This window comes from Kribbella endophytica (assembly GCF_054781295.1).
In genome coordinates this window covers 241,318-261,906 of record NZ_BAAGUR010000005.1, presented here as the reverse complement: position 1 = coordinate 261,906, position 20,589 = coordinate 241,318, and the positions used below count along the sequence as shown (strand labels likewise).

Below are 20,589 nucleotides of genomic sequence, written 5' to 3'. Positions count from 1 at the left end.
TCTTGTACCCACGATGCCGTCCGCCGGCCGTGGGAGCTGATTCCGGGCGATGAGCCGTTCAGGACATCGTTCATCCGTGTGGGAAGGACCTCACGTGACAGAAACTGTTGAAGCCTCCAACGGCGCTACCGCGCCCGAAGCGAGCGCGAGCACGCGGCGCCGCAAGACCGGAGGCGGCCTCGAAGGCATGCTGCTCCCCGAGCTCAAGCAGCTCGCCGGGACGCTCGGCATCAAGGGCACCGGCGCGCTGCGCAAGGGCCAGCTGATCGAGGCGATCAAGGCCGCTCAGGGCGGTAGTTCGACCGGTGGCGCCAGCCGCGCCCGGTCGAGCCAGCCGACCTTGGACGAAGCGGTCCCTGATGTTGTTGCCGGGCCGACGGTGACGCGTGCCAAGAGCGCGCCGGCCGAGGCTCCGGTGCGCGAGGGCGGCAGCCGCCGGGCCCGTGCCGCCGCGGCCGAGACGGCCGCCGAGCAGAACGGGGCCGCCGCCCCGAGCGTGACCGCCGACGCCAAGGCTGCCGACGCCAAGGGCGCCGACCTCAAGGGCGCCGACGCCAAGAACGGCGCGAGCGTCGTCCAGGCCCCGGTCACCGAGAGCGCGCCGCAGGTCACCGACCGCGCCGCGCAGAACGGCACCGCGACCGCGCCGGCCGACGAGCGCGAGGGCCGGTCCGACGACCGCACCCGCGACGGTGGTCGCGAGCGCACCCGCACCCGCGACAACCAGAACCGTGACACCAACCGGGACGGCCAGCAGAGCCGCGACGGTGGCCGCACCCGCGCCGAGGGCCGAACGGAAGGTCGCACCGACAGCCGTGCCGACGGCCGGTCCGACGCCCGCGCCGAGGGCCGCACCGACAGCCGGGCGGACAGCCGTAACGACGGCCGCGCCGAGGGTCGCACCGACAGCCGCAACGAGGGCCGCGCCGACAGCCGTACCGACGGCCGGGGCGACACCCGCACCGACGGCCGGGGCGAGAACCGCACCGACAGCCGCGCGGACTCCCGCACCGACGGCCGGACGGACTCCCGCAACGACGCCCGCAACGACCGGGGCGCCGACGACCAGGACGGGGACGGCCGCCGTCGTCGCCGCCGGGGACGCGACCGGGACCGCAACCGCGACGGTCGCGAGACCGGTGGACGCGACACCAACACCCGCAACCGCGGCCGTGGCGAGCGCTTCGAGGCGGAGCCGACGATCAGCGAGGACGACGTACTGGTCCCCGCCGCCGGCATCCTCGACGTGCTCGACAACTACGCGTTCGTCCGGACCAGCGGCTACCTGCCCGGCCCGAACGACGTGTACGTCGCGCTGTCGATGGTCAAGCGCTACGGCCTGCGCAAGGGCGACGCGATCACCGGTGCGGTGAAGCAGCCGTCCGACGGTGAGCGCAAGGAGAAGTTCAACCCGCTGGTCCGGATCGACACCGTGAACGGATCGGACCCGGAGATCGCCAAGCAGCGTCAGGACTTCAACAAGCTGACCCCGCTGTACGCGACCGAGCGGCTGCGGCTGGAGACCGAACCGGGCATCCTCACCACCCGGATCGTCGACATCGTCAGCCCGATCGGCAAGGGCCAGCGCGGTCTGATCGTGTCGCCGCCGAAGGCCGGCAAGACGATGGTCCTGCAGGCGCTGGCCAACGCGATCACCACGAACAACCCCGAAGTGCACCTGATGGTCGTGCTCGTCGACGAGCGGCCCGAAGAGGTCACCGACATGCAGCGCACGGTCAAGGGTGAGGTCATCGCCTCGACCTTCGACCGTCCGGCCGACGACCACACCACGGTCGCGGAGCTGGCGATCGAGCGGGCCAAGCGCCTGGTCGAGCTCGGCCACGACGTGGTCGTCCTGCTCGACTCGATCACCCGCCTGGGCCGTGCGTACAACATCGCGGCCCCGGCCAGCGGCCGGATCCTGTCCGGTGGTGTCGACTCCTCGGCGCTGTACCCGCCGAAGCGGTTCTTCGGCGCGGCCCGCAACATCGAGGACGGCGGTTCGCTGACGATCCTGGCCACGGCCCTGATCGAGACCGGCTCCAAGATGGACGAGGTCATCTTCGAGGAGTTCAAGGGCACCGGCAACATGGAGCTGCGGCTGCGCCGCGAGTTCGCCGACCGCCGGATCTTCCCCGCCATCGACGTCGTCGCCTCCGGCACCCGCCGCGAGGAGCTGCTGATGTCGAAGGACGAGACCCAGGTGGTCTGGAAGCTCCGCCGGGTGCTCTCGGCTCTCGACGGCCAGGCGGCGCTCGAGCTCCTGATCGGCAAGCTCAAGGAGAGCAAGTCGAACATCGAGTTCCTGCTCCAGGTCAACAAGACGACCCCGAGCACCGGTGGCAACGGCCGCAACACCGACGACGGCAACTAGCACCAACCCCCGAACCGACCAGACCGGTTACCCCGGTTTGGTCGGTTCGCCGTGTACCTGGCAGACTTGTCTGTTGGTTCCGGTTCACGTCAGCACCGTGCGGGCGACCCGGAGCACCTGAGACCTAGGAGATCCATGAAGAGCGACATCCACCCGACGTACGTCGACACCAAGGTGACCTGCACCTGCGGCGCGAGCTTCGAGACGCGCTCGACGTCCGAGTCGGGCTCGATCCACGCCGACGTCTGCTCGCAGTGCCACCCGTTCTACACGGGCAAGCAGAAGATCCTCGACACCGGCGGCCGGGTCGCCCGCTTCGAGAAGCGGTACGCGAAGAAGTAGTTACCTCACCGCGCGCCGGTTCGCGACCCCTCCATGGGTCCGCGAACCGGCGCGCGGTTCGTGTTGTGCCCACCCGAAGGCCGACGGAAGGAGTGACCCGATGTTCGAAGCGGTGCAATCGCTCAAGGCGGAGTACGCCGAGCTGGAGCGGCAGATGTCGGACCCCGAGCTGCACTCCGACCAGGCCAACGCCCGCCGGGTCGGCAAGCGGTACGCCGGGCTCGCGCCGGTGGTGCGCGCGTACGACGAGTGGCTGCAGACCGCCGACGACATCGAGGCCGCCAAGGAGCTGGCCCACGAGGACCCGGCGTTCGGCGAGGAGGCCGTCAAGCTGGAGGCCCGCCGCGACGAGCTGACCGAGAAGCTGCGGATGCTGCTCGTCCCGCGCGACCCGAGCGACGACAAGGACGCGATCCTCGAGATCAAGGCCGGTGAGGGCGGCGACGAGTCGGCGCTGTTCGCGGGCGACCTGCTGAAGATGTACCTGAAGTACGCCGAGACGCAGCACTGGAAGACCGAGGTGCTCGACTCGGCCGAGTCCGACCTGGGCGGGTACAAGTCGATCACCGTCGCGGTGAAGGCCAAGGGCACGCCCGAGCCGGGCGAAGCGCCGTACGCGAAGCTGAAGTTCGAGGGTGGCGTGCACCGCGTCCAGCGGGTGCCGGTGACCGAGTCGCAGGGCCGGATCCACACCAGCGCGGCCGGCGTCCTGGTGCTGCCGGAGGCCGAGGACGTCGACGTCGAGATCGACCAGAACGACCTGCGGATCGACGTGTTCCGCTCGTCCGGTCCGGGTGGGCAGAGCGTCAACACGACCGACTCGGCGGTGCGGATCACCCACCTGCCGACCGGCATCGTGGTCTCGATGCAGAACGAGAAGTCCCAGCTGCAGAACCGCGAGCAGGCGATGCGCGTCCTGCGCTCCCGGCTGCTCGCCGCGGCTCAGGAAGCGGCCGACCAGGAGGCCTCGGACGCCCGTCGGCTGCAGATCCGGACGGTCGACCGGTCCGAGCGCGTCCGTACCTACAACTACCCGGAGAACCGCTTCTCCGACCACCGCGTCGGCTACAAGGCGCACAACCTGGACGCGGTCCTCGGCGGCGAGCTGGCGCCCGTGATCCAGGCGCTCACCGACGCCGACATGGCCGCCCGGCTGGACGCCGTCGAGACCCACCAGTGAACAGTCGCCAGCTGATCGCCGCCGCCACCGAGCGGCTCGCGCAGGCCGGTGTCGCCTCGCCCGAGTACGACGCCGCCGAGCTGCTCGCCTTCGTGGCCGGCACCTCGCGGCTCCAGCTCGGCCTGGCCGACCTGACGCCTGAGCGACTCGAGCAGTACGACGTACTGGTGGAACGCCGCGCCCAGCGCGAACCTCTCCAGCACCTGACCGGTACGGCGGCCTTCCGCTACCGGGAGCTCGTCGTCGGTCCCGGTGTCTTCGTCCCGCGTCCGGAGACCGAGGTGCTGGTCGGCTGGATGCTCGACCGCCTGAAGGACGTCGAGGCGCCGCTGGTCGTCGACCTGTGCAGCGGCTCGGGCGCCATCGCCGGAGCCGTCGCGACCGAGCGCCCGGACAGCACGGTGCACGCTGTCGAGCTGTCCGCGGAGGCCTGCGTCTGGGCCCGCCGCAACCTCGCCGGCACCGGCGCGACCCTGCACGAGGGCGACATCGACGGTTGCTTGCCCGAGCTCGACGGGCGGGTCGACGCGGTGATCGCCAACCCGCCGTACATCCCGCTGACCGCCTGGGAGTCCGTCACGGCCGAGGTCCGCGACCACGACCCGGCGCTCGCGCTGTGGTCCGGGGACGACGGCCTGGACGAGATCAAGGTCGTCGCGGCCACCGCGGCCCGCCTGCTCAAGCCCGGCGGCTGGTTCGGCTGCGAGCACGCCGACGTCCAGGGCGAGTCCGCCCCGGCCGTCTTCGCCGCCACCGGTCAGTTCACCGAGGTCCGCGACCAGCTCGACCTCGCCGGCCGCCACCGCTTCGCCACCGGCCGCCGGGTCTAGCTACTCGTAGACGACGAATTCTGGTCGTGGCTTCAGCGCCATGACCTGGGCCGGCGTCATCAGCGGGCCGTGTCTGGTGTCTTCCTTGTAGAAGAGCTTGAAGCCCGCGTGCACGCCGGGGGCCATCGTCGGGGTGAGCTTGCGCCAGGTGGATTCCTTGTCGGCGCGGTGGCCGATGCCGTCGACGGACTTGATCGTGACGACGCCGGGCTGCTGCTGGAAGGCCTTCTCGTTGCTGAGGATGCGCGACGACAGCTGGTGGAAGACGAAGACCTTCTCGGGCAGGTCGTTCGCCTTGACCAGGCCCGACAGGTACGACGCGATCGCGGTCAGCTCGGCGCCCGTCGTCCGGCCGAAGACGCGGCCGGGGACCTGGCCGGGACCGACCGCCCACTCGGGGTCGAAGGCCAGGCCGACGTCGGGCTCCTTGAGCCACTTCTCCAGCCGCTTGATCTCGGTCAGGCTGTCGGCGCGACCGGGCTGGACGTCGAGCAGCAGCAGCATCTTGTGCTTGCGCGCGGTGTCCAGGTAGGGCTGGATCTTCTCGTCGCTGAGCCGGCTGCGGTACAGGTTGTCCTTGCCCGCGTGCCCGTTGGCGATCACGACGATCAGCTCCATCACCGGCAGCGGCGTGCGGCCACCGGCGTACGACGTCGCGAGCTTGTCCAGCTGGACGGCCTTGGCGTCGATGTTCTTGTCGAGCGGACCCAGCGCGGGGGAGCCGGGCAGGCCGACGTACCCGACGAGCTGGTGCTGCGGGAAGATCGTCCGGCCGCCGCGGGGCAGGTCGCCCTCGGCCGGTGGAGCAGGAGTCGGGGTCGGCGGTGCGGAACTCTGGGTGGTCGCCGGAGGTTTGCCCGGCGTCGGACCGGCGTCGGCAGGGTCGTCGCTGCAGCCGGTGAGGAGGCCGAGCAACACTGCCGTCGCGCTCAGGACGGGTAGCTTGCGCACCGGTCAAGGGAACCACGCAGAACCGACAGAGCAAGGTCCCGGCGTGTCACCTCTCGCGCGCTGTCATGATGAGGTCGCCCTCCGTGATCTGCCCCCTTGAGGAGCCCTGCCGATGTCACTGCTCAGCACGCTGGTCGCCGTACTGGCTGCTACTGCCGTCCCGCTGTCGCCGGTCGCTCCGACCGAGGCGTTGCCGGGGATGACGCTGCAGGGCGAGGCGCAGCCGCTCAAGACCGGCGTCGCCGCGGCGACGATCGCGGGCAACCCGATCGTCTGCGAGGGCGACGGCAAGGCGGGCAAGCGCGTTCAGGTCCTGTACGCGCGGGAGACGCAGCAGGCGTCACGGCTGGCGCTGTTCGTGCCGTCGTTCCGGGCCTGGTCGCACGAGATCGACGCGGCGTACAACGACAGTGCCGCGCAGACCGGAGCCAGCCGGCACGTCCGGTTCGTCACTGAAGCGGCCGGCGACGGCTGCCGGATCACCGTGCAGGAGGTCGCCCTGCCGGCCGGTGGCCTGGACACCTGGGACACGATGATCACCGCGCTGCAGAAGCTCGGCTACAAGGATCCCAACCGCAAGTACCTGGTCTTCGCCGACGCCAAGAAGACCTGCGGTCTCGGCACTCTGTACGGCGACGACCGGCCCGGCCTGGACAACGCCAACAACCGCAACACCGGCTACGCCCGGGTGGACGCGTCGGCGAACTGCTGGGGCTTCAACGCCGCCGCCCACGAGCTCGGCCACACGTTCGGCGCGGTGCAGAAGTCGGCACCGCACTACAACGGCCACTGCAACGACGAGTGGGACCTGATGTGCTACGGCTCCGGTACGACGGTCGTCTGCCCCGAGAAGGACAGCGACCGGCTGCTGGACTGCAACAAGGACGACTACTTCAACACCGACCCATCGGCCGGCAGCTACCTCGCGACGCACTGGAACATCGCCAACAGCGACTGGCTGATCAAGGACGACGTACCGGATGCCCGGCCCGGTCCACGGCACGGGCAGGTCTACGAGTTCGTGAATCCGGCGACGGGTGGTGCGCTGGGAGTCGCCTCTGCGGACAACCTGGCCTACGTCACCCGGCAGCCGTTCAGCGGCGAGGCCGGGCAGCAGTGGCGCTTCCAGTACGCGACCGGCTGGCAGCTGCAGAACGTCAGCAGCAGCAAGTGCGCCGACAGCGCCTTCAGCGCCACGACGCCGGGCACGCAGGTCCTGCAGTACACCTGCAAGGGCCAGGACGGCATGCGCTGGACGCTGCATCCCTTGGGCGGCGACCTGTACGGCGTACTCAACACGCTGACCGGCCTGGCGGTGACCGATGCCGGAGGCAACCAACGCGTGACGCAGCAGGCCTTCACCGGAGCTGCCGACCAGACGTGGCAGCTCCGGCAGGTCAACTAGCTCACGTACGCGTCGATCTCCGCGAGCAGGGTGTCCTTGACGGACTGCTCGGCGAAGGAGACCCGTACGGCGGTGCGCGCCAGCTCGGCGGCGCCGGCCTCGTCGAGCTTCAGCAGCTCGGTCGCGACGGCGTACTCGGTGACGAGGTCGGTGCCGAACATCGGCGGGTCGTCGGAGTTGATCGTGACGACCAGCCCGGCCTCGACCATCGCCGGGAGCGGGTGCTCGGCCAACGCGGCGACCGCTCCGGTCGCCAGGTTGGAGGTCGGGCTCACCTCGAGCGGGATCTGGTGCTCGGCCAGGTACGCGACCAGCTCGGGGTCCTGCATCGCCGACGTGCCGTGGCCGATCCGCTCCGCCTTCAGGTCGCGCAGGGCGTCCCAGATGGTCTGCGGACCGGTGGTCTCACCGGCGTGCGGAACGCTGTGCAGACCGGCGGCCAGCGCCTGCTCGAAGTACGGCGCGAACTGCGGCCGCGGTACGCCGATCTCCGGGCCGCCCAGCCCGAACCCGACCAGCCCGTCGGGACGGATCTTGGTGGCGATCCGCAGCGTCTCCTCGGCGGCCGGCAGCCCTGCCTCGCCGGGGATGTCGAAGATCCAGCGCAGCGTCATGCCGAGCTCCTTCTCGGCCGCCGTCCGGGCGTCCTCGATCGCCTCGCAGAACGCCTCGGCGGCGATTCCGCGGACCACCGACGTGTACGGCGTGACGGTCAGCTCGGAGTACCGGATGTTCTGCGCCGCCATCTCGCGGGCGATCTCGTACGTGAGCAGGCGGACGTCGTCCGGGGTGGTGATCAGGTCGACGACGGTCAGGTAGACCTCGATGAACTTCGCGAAGTCGGTGAAGGTGAAGTACTCCGCCAGCACGGCCGGGTCGGTCGGCACCGGCGAGTTGGGGTGCCGGGCGGCGAGCTCGGCGACGATCCGCGGCGACGCGGACCCGACGTGGTGGACGTGCAGCTCGGCCTTCGGCAGGCCGGTGAGGAAGTCACGGGACAGAGTCATGCAGGATTTTTACAGGAAAGTCGGCGAGCGAGCCGCGTTGCTGACAATCGATTGTCAGAAGCACGCTCAAGCTCCCGACGGTCTCTGACAATCGGTTGTCAGGTCTGCCCCAATGCGGGTCTGTGACCGGGGGAGTGGCACGATTCACTGCGTGAGCGAGCGCTTTGACTTCACCGGAGACGAACTGGCGCCGGCCTACCGCGCCGCCGTGGACGCGATCGAGGCCGGTGACCTGGTCGTGCTGCCGACCGACACCGTGTACGGCCTGGCCGCGGACGCCTTCAAGTCCGACGCCGTGCAACGGCTGCTGGACGCCAAGGGCCGCGGCCGTGACATGCCGCCGCCGGTGCTGATCTCGGTGGTCGAGTCGCTGGACGCGCTGGCGACCGACGTACCGGAGGTCGGCCGGAAGCTGTGTGAGGAGTACTGGCCCGGCCCGCTGACGGTGATCTGCCACGCGCAGGGCTCGCTGATGTGGGACCTCGGCGACACCCAGGGCACGGTCGCTCTTCGAGTGCCCGACCACGAGAACACCCGTGAACTGCTGTCCCGGACCGGACCGCTCGCGGTCAGCTCGGCCAACCTCAGCGGCCAGCCGGCGGCGTTGGATGTGTACGACGCCGAGGCGCAGCTCGCCGAGTCGGTCGCGGTCTACCTGGACGGCGGCGAGGTCACCGGCGGCCAGCCGTCGACGATCGTCGACCTGACCGGCGAGGTCCCGCACGTCGTCCGCATCGGCGCCCTGTCGATGGAGGACATCCGCAAGATCGTCCCCGAGGCCACCACGGATCTGGAGCCGAAGCAGGAAGATCTCCAGGACAAGCCGGCCGAAGACAAGCCGGCCGAAGACAAGCCGACCGAGGACAAGCCGGCCGAGGACAAGCCTGCCGAGGACGAGCCGGTGCAGGACGAGCCGGCAGATGTTCTCGAGGAAAAGCCAACTGAAGCCGCAGTCGAAGCGTCCACAGAAGAGCCGGGCAAGCCGGCCGACTCGAAGGCACCCGATGTGAGGCCTGCGGACTAGTGCGCGCGTACCTGCTCGTCTTCTTCGTGGCGATGGCCACGACGTTCCTGCTGACCGGACTGGCCCGCAAGATCGCGTTGCGCTACGGCGCGGTCGCGAAGGTCCGCGCGCGGGACGTGCACAAGGTTCCGATCCCGTACTTCGGCGGCGTCTCGATCCTCGGCGGCCTGATCGCCGGGTACCTGGTCGCCTCCAGCATGCCGTTCCTCGGCGACAGCCTGCAGGTCGCGCACGACGCCCGCGCGATCCTGATCGGCGGCGTGGTGATCTGCGCGGTCGGCGTGATCGACGACCTGTACGAGCTCGACCCGATCACCAAGCTGGCCGGCATGGTGCTCGCGGTCGGCGTGATGATCGTCCAGGGCATCCAGCTGTACTGGCTTCCGCTCCCGGGCGGCATCCTCTCCCCACCTCCGGCCCAGCTCGCGGTCGTCACCGCCGGCATCCTGCTGGTCTCCTGCAACGCGGTGAACTTCGTCGACGGCCTCGACGGTCTCGCGGCCGGCGTCACGACGATCGGCGCGATCGCGTTCTTCACCTACTCGTACCTGCTGAACGTCGAGCAGAACCTCGACCGCGCCACCACCTCGACGCTCATCACGGTCGCGCTGGCCGGCGCCTGTCTCGGCTTCCTGCCGCACAACTTCTTCCCAGCAAGAGTTTTCATGGGCGACTCCGGCTCCCTGCTGATCGGCCTGATGCTGGCCGCGTCGACGATCAGCCTGACCGGCCAGATGGACCCCAACGCCGTCCCGTACGAGGTCGGCGGCTCGAGCCTGCTGCCCGCGCTGCTCCCGCTGATCCTGCCGATCGCGGTGCTGGCGATCCCGGCGCTCGACCTGACGATGGCCTACGTACGCCGTACGAAAGCAGGCCGTTCGCCGTTCGCGGCCGACAAGCTCCACCTCCACCACCGCCTCATGCAGCGCGGCCACAGCCACCGCCGCGCTGTCCTGCTGATGTACCTCTGGACGGCCCTGATCGCCTTCGGGGTGGTCATTCTGGGCCTGCTGCTGGACTGGTGGACGGTCCTCATCGTGCTGGCCGCCACGGTCACCGCGATCCTCCTCACGACCGGTCTGCCCAGGCGCTCCGGCCGCAAGCTCGCCAAGGTCTGAGCAGAGGCCCGGGCCGGGGTCCGGGCAACCCAACCGGGGACCAGACCAGTGGGCGGTGTGGCCTACCGATAGGGTGTGTGCGTACAGCGGCAGGGACTTCGTTTTGCTGACGGTGCAGACTTTGTGCTAGTTTTCACAAGCACCACCGAAAGCAAGCGTCACCCCTGACCCCGCCCACCCGACGACCGCGGGCAAGAATCCCGGTCGCCAGCAGGACGGAACCACCAGATGGCTCCCCATCGAAGCAGTGACGAACCCGCCGGCCAGGCCACTCGCCACCCGGCGCTGGCGATGTTGCGCGGCGCTGTTGCCGCCGCCGTCGTCGTCGGGGTGAACGCGGCCGCGATCGCGACCGTCGCCGCCGGCCTCGAAGGCCTGTGGGGCGCACTGCTCGGCCTGCTGATGGTGATGATCTTCTCCGGCGCTGGTCTGTTCGCGCTGCACCTGTCGAGGCGCGCGAGCCCGACCGCCCAGCTCGGCATCGCGATGGCCAGCTACACCGGCCGGATCGCGATCTTCGGCGGCCTGCTGGCCGTCGCCCTGAACTCCGAGAGCCTGGCCGCCAACGTCAACCTCACCGCGCTGGGTGTCAGCGCGATGGTGGTCGTGATGGGCTGGATGGCCGGCGAGATCTGGGCCTGGTCGCGGCTGCGGATCCCGATCTACGACCTCGATCACGAGGTGACGGCATGAGCACCGCAGGTAGTGCTCGGGTAAGCCGTTTCCCTATCGTGACAACGGGTGTGGCGCACTCCACTGGTGCCGATGTGACCCGGCGTGTCGCCGACTGGTACCTTTCGGGTGCCGATGAGCCAGCAACGCGATCCGAAGCCGACACCCGATACCTCGGGCGACGGCTGGCGGGTCCTGTCCTACCTGATCGGCGGTGTCCTGGTGTACGGGGGCATCGGCTTCGGGTTGGACCGCTGGCTGGGCACCCAGTTCCTGCTTCCGGTGGGCATCGTCCTCGGAGCGGGACTCACGATTCTGATGCTGCACTTCCGGTACGGGCGCTCCTGAGCTCTGCCGGGTCTGACGTTGTTGACCGCCTTGCCCTGAGCCGCCCTGCCCCCTGCCACATGGCGAACGACTTGAGCACGACGCGAGAGGAGACCCGGTGATTGCCGGCGTTTCGACCGAGTTCACCCCGCCCGGTCCAGAGAGTTTCCAGCTGCCGCCCATCTTCGAGGGCGTCGAGTGGTTCACCAAGCCCGTCCTGGTGGCCGCGCTGTCGGTGGTCGTGATCGTCTGGTTCTTCTGGGGTGCCTCCCGCAAGGCCGCGGTCGTGCCGAGCAAGCTGCAGTTCGCCGGCGAGCTGGGCTACAACTTCGTCCGCAACTCGATCGCGCGCGACGCGATCGGTAGCAAGGACCACATGAAGTTCGTGCCGTACCTGTGCGGCCTGTTCTTCTTCATCCTGCTGAACAACGTCGCGGCGTCGATCCCGCTGATCCAGTTCCCGACCTTCAGCCACATCGGCTGGGCGTACGTGGCCGCGATCATGAGCTGGGTCATCTACAACGCGGTCGGGATCAAGCGCAAGGGCCTGTGGGGCTACTTCAAGCACCAGACGATGCCGGCCGGTGTGCCGGCGTGGCTGATGCCGCTGATGATCCCGATCGAGTTCATCTCCAACATCCTGGTCCGGCCGGTGTCGCTGAGCCTGCGGCTGTTCGCGAACATGTTCGCCGGACACATCCTGCTGCTGGTGTTCGTGCTCGGTGGCGAGTACATGGTGTTCGAGACCGGCAACATCGCACTCGGTGGCGTCGGCATCCTGACCTTCCTGATGGGCTTCGCGATCGCCGGACTCGAGCTGTTCGTCCAGTGCATCCAGGCCTACATCTTCGTCGTGCTGACCGCGCAGTACATCGGCAGCGCGATCGCCGACGAGCACTGATCGGCACCCCCCCAGATCCCGTAGCAACGGAAAATCCGGATAGACCCGCTATCCGTACCGAAAGGAAGCACCTCAAATGAGCCAACTCGCTCTCGCCCTTTCCGGCAACATCGCCGTCCTGGGTTACGGCCTCGCCGCGATCGGCCCGGGCGTCGGCGTCGGCCTGATCTTCGCCGCTGTCATCAACGGCACGGCCCGTCAGCCGGAGGCCCAGAGCAAGCTGCAGTCGATCGCGTGGATCGGCTTCGGCGTGACCGAGGTTCTGGCGATCATCGGTATCGCGCTCGCCTTCGTCTTCCGTCAGTGATCACCCTTTCCATCGACTGACAGGATTCAGACATGATGACGTTAGTGCTCCCGCTCAGCGAGGCCGGCGAAGCGCCCAGCCCGCTGATGCCGCACACGGCCGAGATCATCTTCGGCTTCGTCTTCCTGATCCTGCTGGCCATCGCCTTCGCCAAGGTTGTCGTCCCGAAGTTCGAGAAGGCGTACGCCGAACGGACGCAGGCGATCGAAGGCGGGATGAACGAGGCCAAGCAGGCCCAGGCCGAGGCGAAGGCGGCGCTCGACAAGTACAACGCGCAGCTGGCCGAGGCTCGCTCGGAAGCTGCGAAGATCCGTGAGGACGCGCGTGAGCAGGGTGCGCAGATCATCGCGGAGATGCGTGAGCAGGCGAACGTCGAGGCCGAGCGGATCGTGACCCACGCCCGGACCCAGATCGACGCCGAGCGCACGCAGGCCGTCGCTTCACTGCGCAGCGAGGTCGGCTCGATGGCCACCTCGCTGGCCGGCCGGATCGTCGGGGAGTCGCTCGAGGACGAGGCGCGTCAGCGTCGTACGGTCGAGCGCTTCCTGGAGGAGCTGGAGTCGAGCGAGTCGGCCCGGCAGGCTGTCGGAACGGACGGCTGATGCGCGGCGCTTCGAAGGAGTCACTCGCCCGGGCCGAAGAGGCCCTGGCGGGTGTCACCGTCTCCGAGGGTCTCGGCGCCGAGCTGTTCTCGGTCGCCAAGGTGCTCGACACCAACGGGTCGCTGCGCCGGGCGCTGACCGACCCGGCCCGCGGTACCGAGAGCCGGACCGGCCTGGTCCGGCAGCTGTTCGGCGGCAAGATCTCCGACCAGGCGCTGGAGATCCTGACCGCCGCCGCGGTCGGCCGCTGGGTCAGCGGCCGGGACCTCGGTGACGCTCTGGACGAACTCAGCGTCAAGGCCGAGGTGGCCTTCGCCGACGGACAGCGCAAGCTGGACGAGCTCGAGGACCAGCTGTTCCGCCTCGAGCGCGTGGTCGCGGTCGAGCGGGTGCTGGCGAGCAAGCTGAGCGATCGCACGATCCCGCTGGAAGCCCGGCAGGAACTGATCCGCGGACTGCTGCAGGGCAAGGCCGACGCCGTCACCGTACGGCTGGTCGAGCGCGCGGTGGACGGCCGGGGACGCGGTTTCGCCGGTGCCATGCGGGCCTACCAGGTCGCCGCGGCGGCCCGGCGCAGTGCCAGCATCGCCACCGTTCGCGTCGCGACCGACCTGACCGAGGCCGAGCGTGACCGGCTGGCCGAGCTGCTCGGCCGGCAGTACGGACGGCAGATCCAGCTGAACGTGATCGTCGACCCCAGCGTCGTCGGCGGCGTCCGGGTGGACATCGGTGACGAAGTGATCGACGGGACCATCGCGGCCCGCCTCGACGAGGCGCAGCGGCGCATCGCGGGCTGACCCCTTAACGATTAGCAGGCGCTAAGGGTCGGCAAAGCCTTTAGAGCCACAACAGGCCAGCAAGGTCAAGGAAGCAGGGAAGCACAATGGCGGAGCTCACGATCAGGCCGGAGGAGATCCGGGACGCCCTGGATCGCTTCGTCTCCAGCTACGAGCCGGAGACGGCGACCCGCGAAGAGGTCGGCACCGTTGTCGACGCCGGTGACGGCATCGCGCACGTCGAGGGCCTGCCCTCGGCGATGACGAACGAGCTGCTGGAATTCGAGGACGGCACCCGGGGCATCGCCCTGAACCTGGACGTCCGCAACATCGGTGTCGCCGTCCTCGGTGAGTTCGACGGCATCGAGGAGGGCCAGCAGGTCCGCCGGACCGGCCAGGTCCTGTCCGTCGCCGTCGGCGAGGGCTACCTGGGTCGCGTCGTCGACCCGATGGGCCGTCCGATCGACGGCCTCGGCGAGATCAAGGACCTCGAGGGCACCCGCGCCCTGGAGCTCCAGGCGGCCGGCGTGATGGACCGCCAGGAGGTCCGCGAGCCGCTGCAGACCGGTATCAAGGCGATCGACGGCATGATCCCGATCGGCCGCGGCCAGCGTCAGCTGATCATCGGCGACCGCAAGACCGGCAAGACCGCGATCGCGATCGACACGATCATCAACCAGAAGGCCAACTGGGACTCCGGCGACCCGAAGAAGCAGGTTCGCTGCATCTACGTCGCGATCGGCCAGAAGGGCTCGACGATCGCCTCGGTGCGCGGCGCGCTCGAAGAGGCCGGCGCGATGGAGTACACCACCATCGTGGCCTCCCCGGCGTCCGACCCGGCCGGCTTCAAGTACGTCGCGCCGTACACCGGTTCGGCCATCGGCCAGCACTGGATGTACCAGGGCAAGCACGTCCTGATCGTGTTCGACGACCTGAGCAAGCAGGCCGAGGCCTACCGCTCGATGTCGCTGCTGCTGCGTCGCCCGCCGGGCCGTGAGGCGTACCCGGGTGACGTCTTCTACCTGCACAGCCGTCTGCTCGAGCGCTGCGCGAAGCTCAGCGACGCGCTCGGCGCGGGCTCGATGACCGGTCTGCCGATCATCGAGACCAAGGCCAACGACGTCTCGGCGTTCATCCCGACCAACGTCATCTCGATCACCGACGGCCAGATCTTCCTGCAGTCGGACCTGTTCAACGCCAACATCCGTCCCGCCATCGACGTCGGTATCTCGGTGTCCCGGGTCGGCGGTGCCGCGCAGGTCAAGGGCATGAAGAAGGTCTCCGGCTCGCTGAAGCTCGACCTCGCGCAGTTCCGCGCGATGGAAGCCTTCGCGATGTTCGCCTCCGACCTCGACGCGACCTCGCGCCGTCAGCTGGACCGCGGTCAGCGTCTCGTCGAGCTGCTGCGTCAGCCGCAGTACTCGCCGTACCCGGTCGAGGAGCAGACGGTCTCCATCTGGGCCGGTACGACGGGCAAGTTCGACGACGTCCCGGTCGAGGACGTGCTGCGCTTCGAGCGTGAGTTCCTCGACTACCTGCGGCGCGACTCCAAGGTGCTCGACGCCGTCCGCGAGAGCGGCAAGTTCGAGGACGACTCGGCCGAGGCCGTCACCTCCGCGCTGGACGCCTTCAAGCCGACCTTCCAGACCTCCGGCGGCGAGCTGCTCGTCGGTCGCGAGGAGACGAAGGCCATGGACGAAGAGGACGTCGAGCAGGAGCAGATCGTCCGGCAGAAGCGGGGCTGATCAACCCATGCCAGCCAGTCTGCGGCAGCTTCGTGAGCGTCGGGCCTCGGTCTCGACGATCAAGAAGCTCACCCGCGCGATGGAGCTCATCGCGGCGTCCCGGATCGTCAAGGCGCAGCAACGCGCCCAGGCGGCCGGTCCGTACGCGCGTGAGCTCACCCGTGCCGTGTCGGCGGTGGCGACGTTCTCGAACGTCGACCACCCGCTGACCACCGAGAAGCCGAACCCCAAGCGGGCAGCGGTTCTCCTGATCACCGCCGACCGCGGTCAGGCCGGTGCCTACTCCACCTCGGTGATTCGCGAGGGGGAGCGGCTCAGCCAGCTGCTGCGCGAGGACAGCAAGGAGATCGTTCCGTTCCTGAGCGGCCGCAAGGGGATCGCCTACTACACCTTCCGGCAGCGCGAGGTCGCGCAGTCGTGGAGCGGTGACTCCGACGCGCCGTCGTTCGCCCGGGCCCGGGAGATCGCCGACGCGCTCATCGAGGCCTTCCTGACCCCGACCGAGGAGGGCGGCGTGGACGAGATCCACATCGTCTTCACCCGGTTCGTGTCGATGCTGACCCAGCGCCCGGACGTGATCCGGCTGCTGCCGCTGGAGGTCGTCGAGGGCGAAGAGGCCCCGGCCGAGGACGACGTACTGCCGCTGTACGAGTTCGAGCCGTCCGCCGAGGACGTGCTCGACGGGCTGCTGCCCAAGTACGTCGCCAGCCGGATCCACTACTGCATGCTGCAGGCGGCCGCTTCCGAGCTGGCCAACCGGCAGCGCGCGATGAAGTCCGCGACCGACAACGCGCAGGACCTGATCGAGCGCCTGACGCGTGAGGCCAACCAGGCGCGCCAGGCCCAAATTACCCAAGAAATCAGCGAGATCGTCGGTGGCGCTGGCGCGCTGGCCGATGCCAACGCCGGGAGCGAGTGAGAGAGATGACTGCCACGGTTACCGAGAAAAACAACGAGGCGGGCGCCTACGGCGTCGGTCGCGTCGCCCGGGTGATCGGCCCGGTCGTCGACGTCGAGTTCGCTGCGGACACGATGCCGGACATGTACAACGCGCTCGAGGTGGACATCACCCTGGGCGACGTCACCACGACGATCACCCTCGAGGTCGCGCTGCACGTCGGCGACAACATCGTCCGGGCGATCTCGATGAAGCCCACCGACGGCCTGGTCCGCGGTGCCGAGGTGCGCAACACCGGTGCGGCGATCTCCGTCCCGGTCGGCGACGTCACCAAGGGCCGCGTCTGGTCGGTCACGGGCAAGTGCCTGAACCAGGACGAGTCCGAGTTCGAGATCGCCGAGCGCTGGCCGATCCACCGCAAGGCCCCGGCCTTCGACCAGCTCGAGTCCAAGACCGAGATGCTGGAGACCGGCATCAAGGTGCTGGACCTGCTCACGCCGTACGTGCAGGGCGGCAAGATCGGCCTGTTCGGCGGTGCGGGCGTCGGCAAGACCGTCATGATCCAGGAGATGATCTACCGGATCGCGCACAACTTCGGTGGCACCTCGGTGTTCGCCGGTGTCGGTGAGCGCACCCGTGAGGGCAACGACCTGATCGGTGAGATGGAAGAGGCCGGCGTCTTCAAGGACACCGCGCTGGTCTTCGGTCAGATGGACGAGCCGCCGGGCACGCGTCTTCGCGTCGCGCTGTCGGCCCTCACGATGGCGGAGTACTTCCGCGACGTGAAGGAGCAGGACGTGCTGCTCTTCATCGACAACATCTTCCGGTTCACCCAGGCCGGTTCCGAGGTCTCCACGCTGCTCGGCCGGATGCCGTCGGCCGTTGGTTACCAGCCGAACCTCGCCGACGAGATGGGCGTGCTGCAGGAGCGGATCACGTCGACGCGTGGACACTCGATCACCTCGATGCAGGCGATCTACGTGCCCGCCGACGACTACACCGACCCGGCGCCGGCCACCACGTTCGCGCACCTGGACGCGACCACCGAGCTGTCGCGTGACATCGCGTCGCGTGGTCTGTACCCGGCCGTCGACCCGCTGACCTCCACGTCGCGGATCCTCGACCCGCAGTACATCGGCCAGGAGCACTACGACGTGGCCGTCCGGGTCAAGCAGATCCTTCAGAAGAACAAGGAACTGCAGGACATCATCGCCATCCTCGGTGTCGACGAGCTCTCCGAGGAGGACCGCATCACCGTCGCCCGCGCGCGCCGGATCGAGCAGTTCCTCTCGCAGAACACGTACATGGCGGAGAAGTTCACCAACACGCCGGGTTCGACGGTACCGCTGAAGGACACCATCGAGTCGTTCAAGAAGATCACCGAGGGCGAGACCGACCACATCGCCGAGCAGGCCTTCTTCAACACCGGTTCGCTGGACGACGTCGAGCGGCGTTGGGCCGAGCTCCAGAAGGAGCTCTGACCATCTGATGGCCGAGGACACCGGCAAGCACCTCGAGGTCGCGCTGGTCGCGGCCGAGCGGGTGGTCTGGGAGGGGCAGGCGAAGATCGTCATCGCCCGCACCACCGACGGCGACGTCGGCATCCTCCCGGGCCACGCCCCGCTGCTGGGACTGCTGCAGGGCGGTACCGTCCAGGTGCGGACCCTCGACGACGAGTACTTCGTCGCCGCCGCACCGGACGGGTTCATCTCGGTGGCGAACGACCGGGTTTCGATCCTGGCCGAGAACGCCGAGATGGGTCACGACATCGATCTCGAGGAAGCCAAGCGCGCCCTCGAGCAGGCTCAGGCCGCCGGCACCGACAGTGCCGACGAGCAGGAGCTGGTCCGCCTGGCCGAGGCCAGAGTGCGGGCCGCCGAACAGGTGTCCTGACCACACCTGCAATAATTGAACATCGTCACAGTCAGTACGGTTCTGGGCCAGCTGGTTCGGAGTAGGTGCCGCTCAGTCGCCGGCATCAGGAATGAGGTCGGCATATGAGGACAGTCCTCGATGTGGTCGGGGTCTGTTTCCTTGCTGCCGTACTGCTGGTAGTCGCTTTCGCGTGCCGTCGTCGCTGGTTGTCCAGGGACGGCGGCACGTTCGATTGCAGCCTCCAACTCGCCGAGAAGGACCACGGCCGCGGCTGGGCGCTCGGCTTGGCCCGGTACGTCGGCGACGACCTCCAGTGGTTCCGGGTCTTCAGCCTGGCCTGGTGGCCGAAGCTGGTCGTGAACCGCCGCCAGCTCCAGGGCGTCACCACCCGCCGCCCGGTCGGCAACGAGCCTTTGGTGACGTACGCCGGTCACGTGATCGTCGACGCCGAGCTCCGCGACCGCACGGTCCACTTCGCGATGACCGAGGAAGCCCTCACCGGCGTACTGGCCTGGATGGAATCCGCACCCCCCAGCAGCCAGACGTACCACTAGAGCCTTGCCCCGGCCGTCTAGGGTCGGGGTATGACGGGCATCTTGCTGGAGCTGGACCTGACCCGCGGTGTGCTGGAGACGGCGCCCGCTTCGCCGCTGGCTGCTTTCCGGGCCCGGCATCTGCCGACGCTGCGCGAGCTGGTCGCCGGCCTGCGCAAGGCGGCTCGAGACGAGCACGTCGTCGGGCTGGTCGCGCACGTGGGTGGGCCTGCGCTGTCGTTGGCTCAGGTGCAGGACCTGCGGGCGGCGGTGGCCGAGTTCCGGGCTTCGGGGAAGCGGGCTGTGGCGTGGACCGAGTCGTTCGGTGAGGTGGGCGGCGGGACCGTGCCGTACTACCTGGCGACGGCGTTCGACGAGATCTGGGTGCAGCCGTCGGGGGAGCTGGGGATCACCGGGGTCTCGGTGCAGGCGACGTTCATCCGGGGTGCGCTGGACAAGGCGGGGGTGATCCCGCAGTTCGGCAAGCGCCGGGAGTACAAGACCGCGGTCGACACCTTCACCGAGAAGGAGATGACCGGGCCCGCTCGTGAGATGGCGTCTCGACTGGCTGAGTCGTCGTACGAGCAGATTGTGGCGGGGATCGCCGACGGACGGGAGCTGACCGTCGAGCAGGTCCGCGAGCTGGTGGACCAGGCGCCGCTGAGCGCCGAGGCTGGGCGCGAGGCCGGGCTGGTGGATCGGCTCGGGTACCGCTCTGCCGTGTACGACGAGCTGGAGAAGCGGCTCGGTGAGACGACGCCGCTGCTGGTCGAGCGGTACCAGCGGCGCGGGCCGCGGACGCTGCACGACGCGCTCGACAACCTCCCGTGGCCGCCGAAGCCGGTGGTCGCGGTCATCCGGGTCACCGGCGGCATCACCGTCGGCCGGAACTCCGGTGGTGGGCCGCTCGGCGGTCCGCGGACCGGCTCGGACACCGTCACGGCCGCGCTGCGGGCGGCCGCCGACGACGAGAAGGTCAAGGCCGTCGTACTGCGGATCGACAGCCCGGGTGGTTCGTACGTCGCCTCCGACGCGATCCGGTTCGAGGTGCTGCGGCTGCGCGCGACCGGGAAGCCGGTGATCGCGTCGATGGGCAGCGTCGCGGCGTCCGGCGGGTACTTCGTGGCGATGCCGGCCGAGGTGATCGTCGCGCAGCCGGGGACGATCACCGGGTCGATCGGCGTGCTGTCCGGGAAGGGCGTCGTACGGGACGCGCTCGGGCGGATCGGGATCACCCAGCAGGCCGTGTCGGAGGGCGAGAACGCCCGGATGTACTCGGCGCAGGAGGAGTTCTCCCCGGCCCAGTGGGAGCGGCTGGAGGAGACGCTCGACCGGATCTACACCGACTTCGTCGCCAAGGCGGCCGACGACCGCGGCCTGGCTGTCGACGCGTTGGAGGCCCTGGCCCGCGGCCGGGTCTGGACCGGTGCCGACGCTCACGAGCGCGGCCTGGTCGACGAGCTCGGCGGGTTCGAGCACGCGCTGCAGCTCGCCTGCGCGCGGGCCGGTCTGGACCGCGACGAGATCGCCCTCGCAACCGTGCCCAGCCGGTCCTTCCTCGACCGCCTCCGCCCGCCGACCTCCACCGAGGACCTGGCCGTCACCAGCCAGCCCCTGTCGATCGACGGCGTCGCCGCTTCTGTCTTCACGGCCTTGGGCCTACCGCCCACCGGCACCCTGAGCATGCCGCTCACCTGGCAGATCGGCTGACCCGCCGAGCTG

Annotated in this window: 21 protein-coding genes; 19 read left to right on the top strand and 2 right to left on the bottom strand. The window is 69.1% G+C overall.

Annotated features, from left to right (window positions below):
• The first annotated feature begins 94 nt into the window (after positions 1-94).
• The 4 genes from rho (at position 95) to prmC (ending at position 4,726) form a co-directional block, all read left to right on the top strand.
• Positions 95-2,374: a transcription termination factor Rho gene (gene rho / locus ACYVIO_RS37190; RefSeq protein WP_460655686.1), complete on the top strand. Its 2,280-nt coding sequence runs from the start codon at positions 95-97 to the stop codon at positions 2,372-2,374.
• A gap of 135 nt (positions 2,375-2,509) precedes the next feature.
• Entirely contained in the window at positions 2,510-2,716 is a 207-nt protein-coding gene (gene rpmE, locus ACYVIO_RS37185) for a 50S ribosomal protein L31 (RefSeq protein ID WP_184796359.1), read from the top strand.
• A 100-nt stretch (positions 2,717-2,816) separates the two neighbouring features.
• Positions 2,817-3,896, top strand: a complete 1,080-nt coding sequence (gene prfA, locus ACYVIO_RS37180) for a peptide chain release factor 1 (RefSeq protein WP_460655685.1) — start codon at positions 2,817-2,819, stop codon at positions 3,894-3,896.
• Positions 3,893-4,726, top strand: a complete 834-nt coding sequence (gene prmC, locus ACYVIO_RS37175) for a peptide chain release factor N(5)-glutamine methyltransferase (protein WP_460655684.1) — start codon at positions 3,893-3,895, stop codon at positions 4,724-4,726. Before prfA ends, prmC begins: the two co-directional genes overlap by 4 nt.
• Here the strand turns inward: prmC and ACYVIO_RS37170 are convergent, their stop codons facing one another.
• Positions 4,727-5,677 carry a hypothetical protein gene (locus tag ACYVIO_RS37170; protein ID WP_460655683.1) on the bottom strand — a complete coding sequence of 317 codons (951 nt, stop codon included), beginning with the start codon at positions 5,675-5,677 and terminating at the stop codon, positions 4,727-4,729.
• A gap of 112 nt (positions 5,678-5,789) precedes the next feature.
• On the opposite strand from ACYVIO_RS37170, the gene ACYVIO_RS37165 reads away from it, so the two are divergent.
• Positions 5,790-7,082, top strand: coding sequence for an RICIN domain-containing protein (locus ACYVIO_RS37165; protein WP_460655682.1), 1,293 nt, complete (start codon positions 5,790-5,792; stop codon positions 7,080-7,082).
• Here ACYVIO_RS37165 and ACYVIO_RS37160 read toward each other — a convergent pair.
• Positions 7,079-8,089 carry an adenosine deaminase gene (locus tag ACYVIO_RS37160; protein WP_460655681.1) on the bottom strand — a complete coding sequence of 337 codons (1,011 nt, stop codon included), beginning with the start codon at positions 8,087-8,089 and terminating at the stop codon, positions 7,079-7,081. The two genes, ACYVIO_RS37165 and ACYVIO_RS37160, sit on opposite strands and share 4 nt — an antisense overlap.
• A 151-nt stretch (positions 8,090-8,240) precedes the next feature.
• Between ACYVIO_RS37160 and ACYVIO_RS37155 the strand changes: the two genes are divergently transcribed.
• From ACYVIO_RS37155 to sppA, 14 genes are all read left to right on the top strand, one after another.
• Positions 8,241-9,113: an L-threonylcarbamoyladenylate synthase gene (locus ACYVIO_RS37155; RefSeq protein ID WP_460655680.1), complete on the top strand. Its 873-nt coding sequence runs from the start codon at positions 8,241-8,243 to the stop codon at positions 9,111-9,113.
• On the top strand, positions 9,113-10,231 hold the full coding sequence (locus tag ACYVIO_RS37150) for a glycosyltransferase family 4 protein (RefSeq protein ID WP_460655679.1): 1,119 nt from the start codon (positions 9,113-9,115) through the stop codon (positions 10,229-10,231). Before ACYVIO_RS37155 ends, ACYVIO_RS37150 begins: the two co-directional genes overlap by 1 nt.
• A 228-nt stretch (positions 10,232-10,459) precedes the next feature.
• Positions 10,460-10,924, top strand: a complete 465-nt coding sequence (locus ACYVIO_RS37145; RefSeq protein ID WP_460655678.1) for a hypothetical protein — start codon at positions 10,460-10,462, stop codon at positions 10,922-10,924.
• A gap of 114 nt (positions 10,925-11,038) precedes the next feature.
• The gene (locus ACYVIO_RS37140; protein WP_425832477.1) at positions 11,039-11,251 is read left to right on the top strand and encodes an AtpZ/AtpI family protein; all 213 of its coding nucleotides are present in this window, start codon (positions 11,039-11,041) and stop codon (positions 11,249-11,251) included.
• A 97-nt stretch (positions 11,252-11,348) separates the two neighbouring features.
• Complete coding sequence (gene atpB, locus ACYVIO_RS37135) at positions 11,349-12,131, top strand: F0F1 ATP synthase subunit A (RefSeq protein WP_460655677.1); 783 nt, start codon at positions 11,349-11,351, stop codon at positions 12,129-12,131.
• A gap of 76 nt (positions 12,132-12,207) precedes the next feature.
• Positions 12,208-12,438, top strand: coding sequence for an ATP synthase F0 subunit C (gene atpE / locus ACYVIO_RS37130; protein ID WP_363664739.1), 231 nt, complete (start codon positions 12,208-12,210; stop codon positions 12,436-12,438).
• Positions 12,439-12,470: 32 nt separating this feature from the next.
• Positions 12,471-13,040, top strand: coding sequence for a F0F1 ATP synthase subunit B (locus tag ACYVIO_RS37125; RefSeq protein ID WP_460655676.1), 570 nt, complete (start codon positions 12,471-12,473; stop codon positions 13,038-13,040).
• Complete coding sequence (locus tag ACYVIO_RS37120) at positions 13,040-13,837, top strand: F0F1 ATP synthase subunit delta (RefSeq protein WP_460655675.1); 798 nt, start codon at positions 13,040-13,042, stop codon at positions 13,835-13,837. Before ACYVIO_RS37125 ends, ACYVIO_RS37120 begins: the two co-directional genes overlap by 1 nt.
• Before the next feature lie 86 nt (positions 13,838-13,923).
• Complete coding sequence (atpA, locus tag ACYVIO_RS37115) at positions 13,924-15,561, top strand: F0F1 ATP synthase subunit alpha (protein ID WP_460655674.1); 1,638 nt, start codon at positions 13,924-13,926, stop codon at positions 15,559-15,561.
• A 7-nt stretch (positions 15,562-15,568) separates the two neighbouring features.
• Positions 15,569-16,480: a F0F1 ATP synthase subunit gamma gene (locus ACYVIO_RS37110; protein WP_460655673.1), complete on the top strand. Its 912-nt coding sequence runs from the start codon at positions 15,569-15,571 to the stop codon at positions 16,478-16,480.
• A gap of 5 nt (positions 16,481-16,485) precedes the next feature.
• Complete coding sequence (gene atpD, locus ACYVIO_RS37105) at positions 16,486-17,940, top strand: F0F1 ATP synthase subunit beta (RefSeq protein ID WP_460655672.1); 1,455 nt, start codon at positions 16,486-16,488, stop codon at positions 17,938-17,940.
• 7 nt (positions 17,941-17,947) lie between these two features.
• The gene (locus tag ACYVIO_RS37100) at positions 17,948-18,352 is read left to right on the top strand and encodes a F0F1 ATP synthase subunit epsilon (RefSeq protein ID WP_460655671.1); all 405 of its coding nucleotides are present in this window, start codon (positions 17,948-17,950) and stop codon (positions 18,350-18,352) included.
• A gap of 104 nt (positions 18,353-18,456) precedes the next feature.
• Entirely contained in the window at positions 18,457-18,888 is a 432-nt protein-coding gene (locus ACYVIO_RS37095; RefSeq protein ID WP_344179057.1) for a DUF2550 domain-containing protein, read from the top strand.
• Between the two features lie 30 nt (positions 18,889-18,918).
• Positions 18,919-20,577 (top strand): signal peptide peptidase SppA, encoded by a 1,659-nt coding sequence (gene sppA, locus ACYVIO_RS37090; RefSeq protein WP_460655670.1) that lies wholly within the window; start codon positions 18,919-18,921, stop codon positions 20,575-20,577.
• Positions 20,578-20,589: the final 12 nt, after the last annotated feature.

Bases quoted from the DNA above. Each gene is read 5' to 3' on its own strand.
- rpmE (WP_184796359.1), top strand. From the start codon at position 2,510: ATGAAGAGCGACATCCACCCGACGTACGTCGACACCAAGGTGACCTGC.
- prfA (WP_460655685.1), top strand. From the start codon at position 2,817: ATGTTCGAAGCGGTGCAATCGCTCAAGGCGGAGTACGCCGAGCTGGAG.
- ACYVIO_RS37165 (WP_460655682.1), top strand. From the start codon at position 5,790: ATGTCACTGCTCAGCACGCTGGTCGCCGTACTGGCTGCTACTGCCGTC.
- ACYVIO_RS37160 (WP_460655681.1), bottom strand. From the start codon at position 8,089: ATGACTCTGTCCCGTGACTTCCTCACCGGCCTGCCGAAGGCCGAGCTG.
- ACYVIO_RS37145 (WP_460655678.1), top strand. From the start codon at position 10,460: ATGGCTCCCCATCGAAGCAGTGACGAACCCGCCGGCCAGGCCACTCGC.
- ACYVIO_RS37140 (WP_425832477.1), top strand. From the start codon at position 11,039: ATGAGCCAGCAACGCGATCCGAAGCCGACACCCGATACCTCGGGCGAC.
- atpE (WP_363664739.1), top strand. From the start codon at position 12,208: ATGAGCCAACTCGCTCTCGCCCTTTCCGGCAACATCGCCGTCCTGGGT.
- ACYVIO_RS37125 (WP_460655676.1), top strand. From the start codon at position 12,471: ATGATGACGTTAGTGCTCCCGCTCAGCGAGGCCGGCGAAGCGCCCAGC.
- ACYVIO_RS37120 (WP_460655675.1), top strand. From the start codon at position 13,040: ATGCGCGGCGCTTCGAAGGAGTCACTCGCCCGGGCCGAAGAGGCCCTG.
- atpA (WP_460655674.1), top strand. From the start codon at position 13,924: ATGGCGGAGCTCACGATCAGGCCGGAGGAGATCCGGGACGCCCTGGAT.
- ACYVIO_RS37110 (WP_460655673.1), top strand. From the start codon at position 15,569: ATGCCAGCCAGTCTGCGGCAGCTTCGTGAGCGTCGGGCCTCGGTCTCG.
- atpD (WP_460655672.1), top strand. From the start codon at position 16,486: ATGACTGCCACGGTTACCGAGAAAAACAACGAGGCGGGCGCCTACGGC.
- ACYVIO_RS37100 (WP_460655671.1), top strand. From the start codon at position 17,948: ATGGCCGAGGACACCGGCAAGCACCTCGAGGTCGCGCTGGTCGCGGCC.
- ACYVIO_RS37095 (WP_344179057.1), top strand. From the start codon at position 18,457: ATGAGGACAGTCCTCGATGTGGTCGGGGTCTGTTTCCTTGCTGCCGTA.
- sppA (WP_460655670.1), top strand. From the start codon at position 18,919: ATGACGGGCATCTTGCTGGAGCTGGACCTGACCCGCGGTGTGCTGGAG.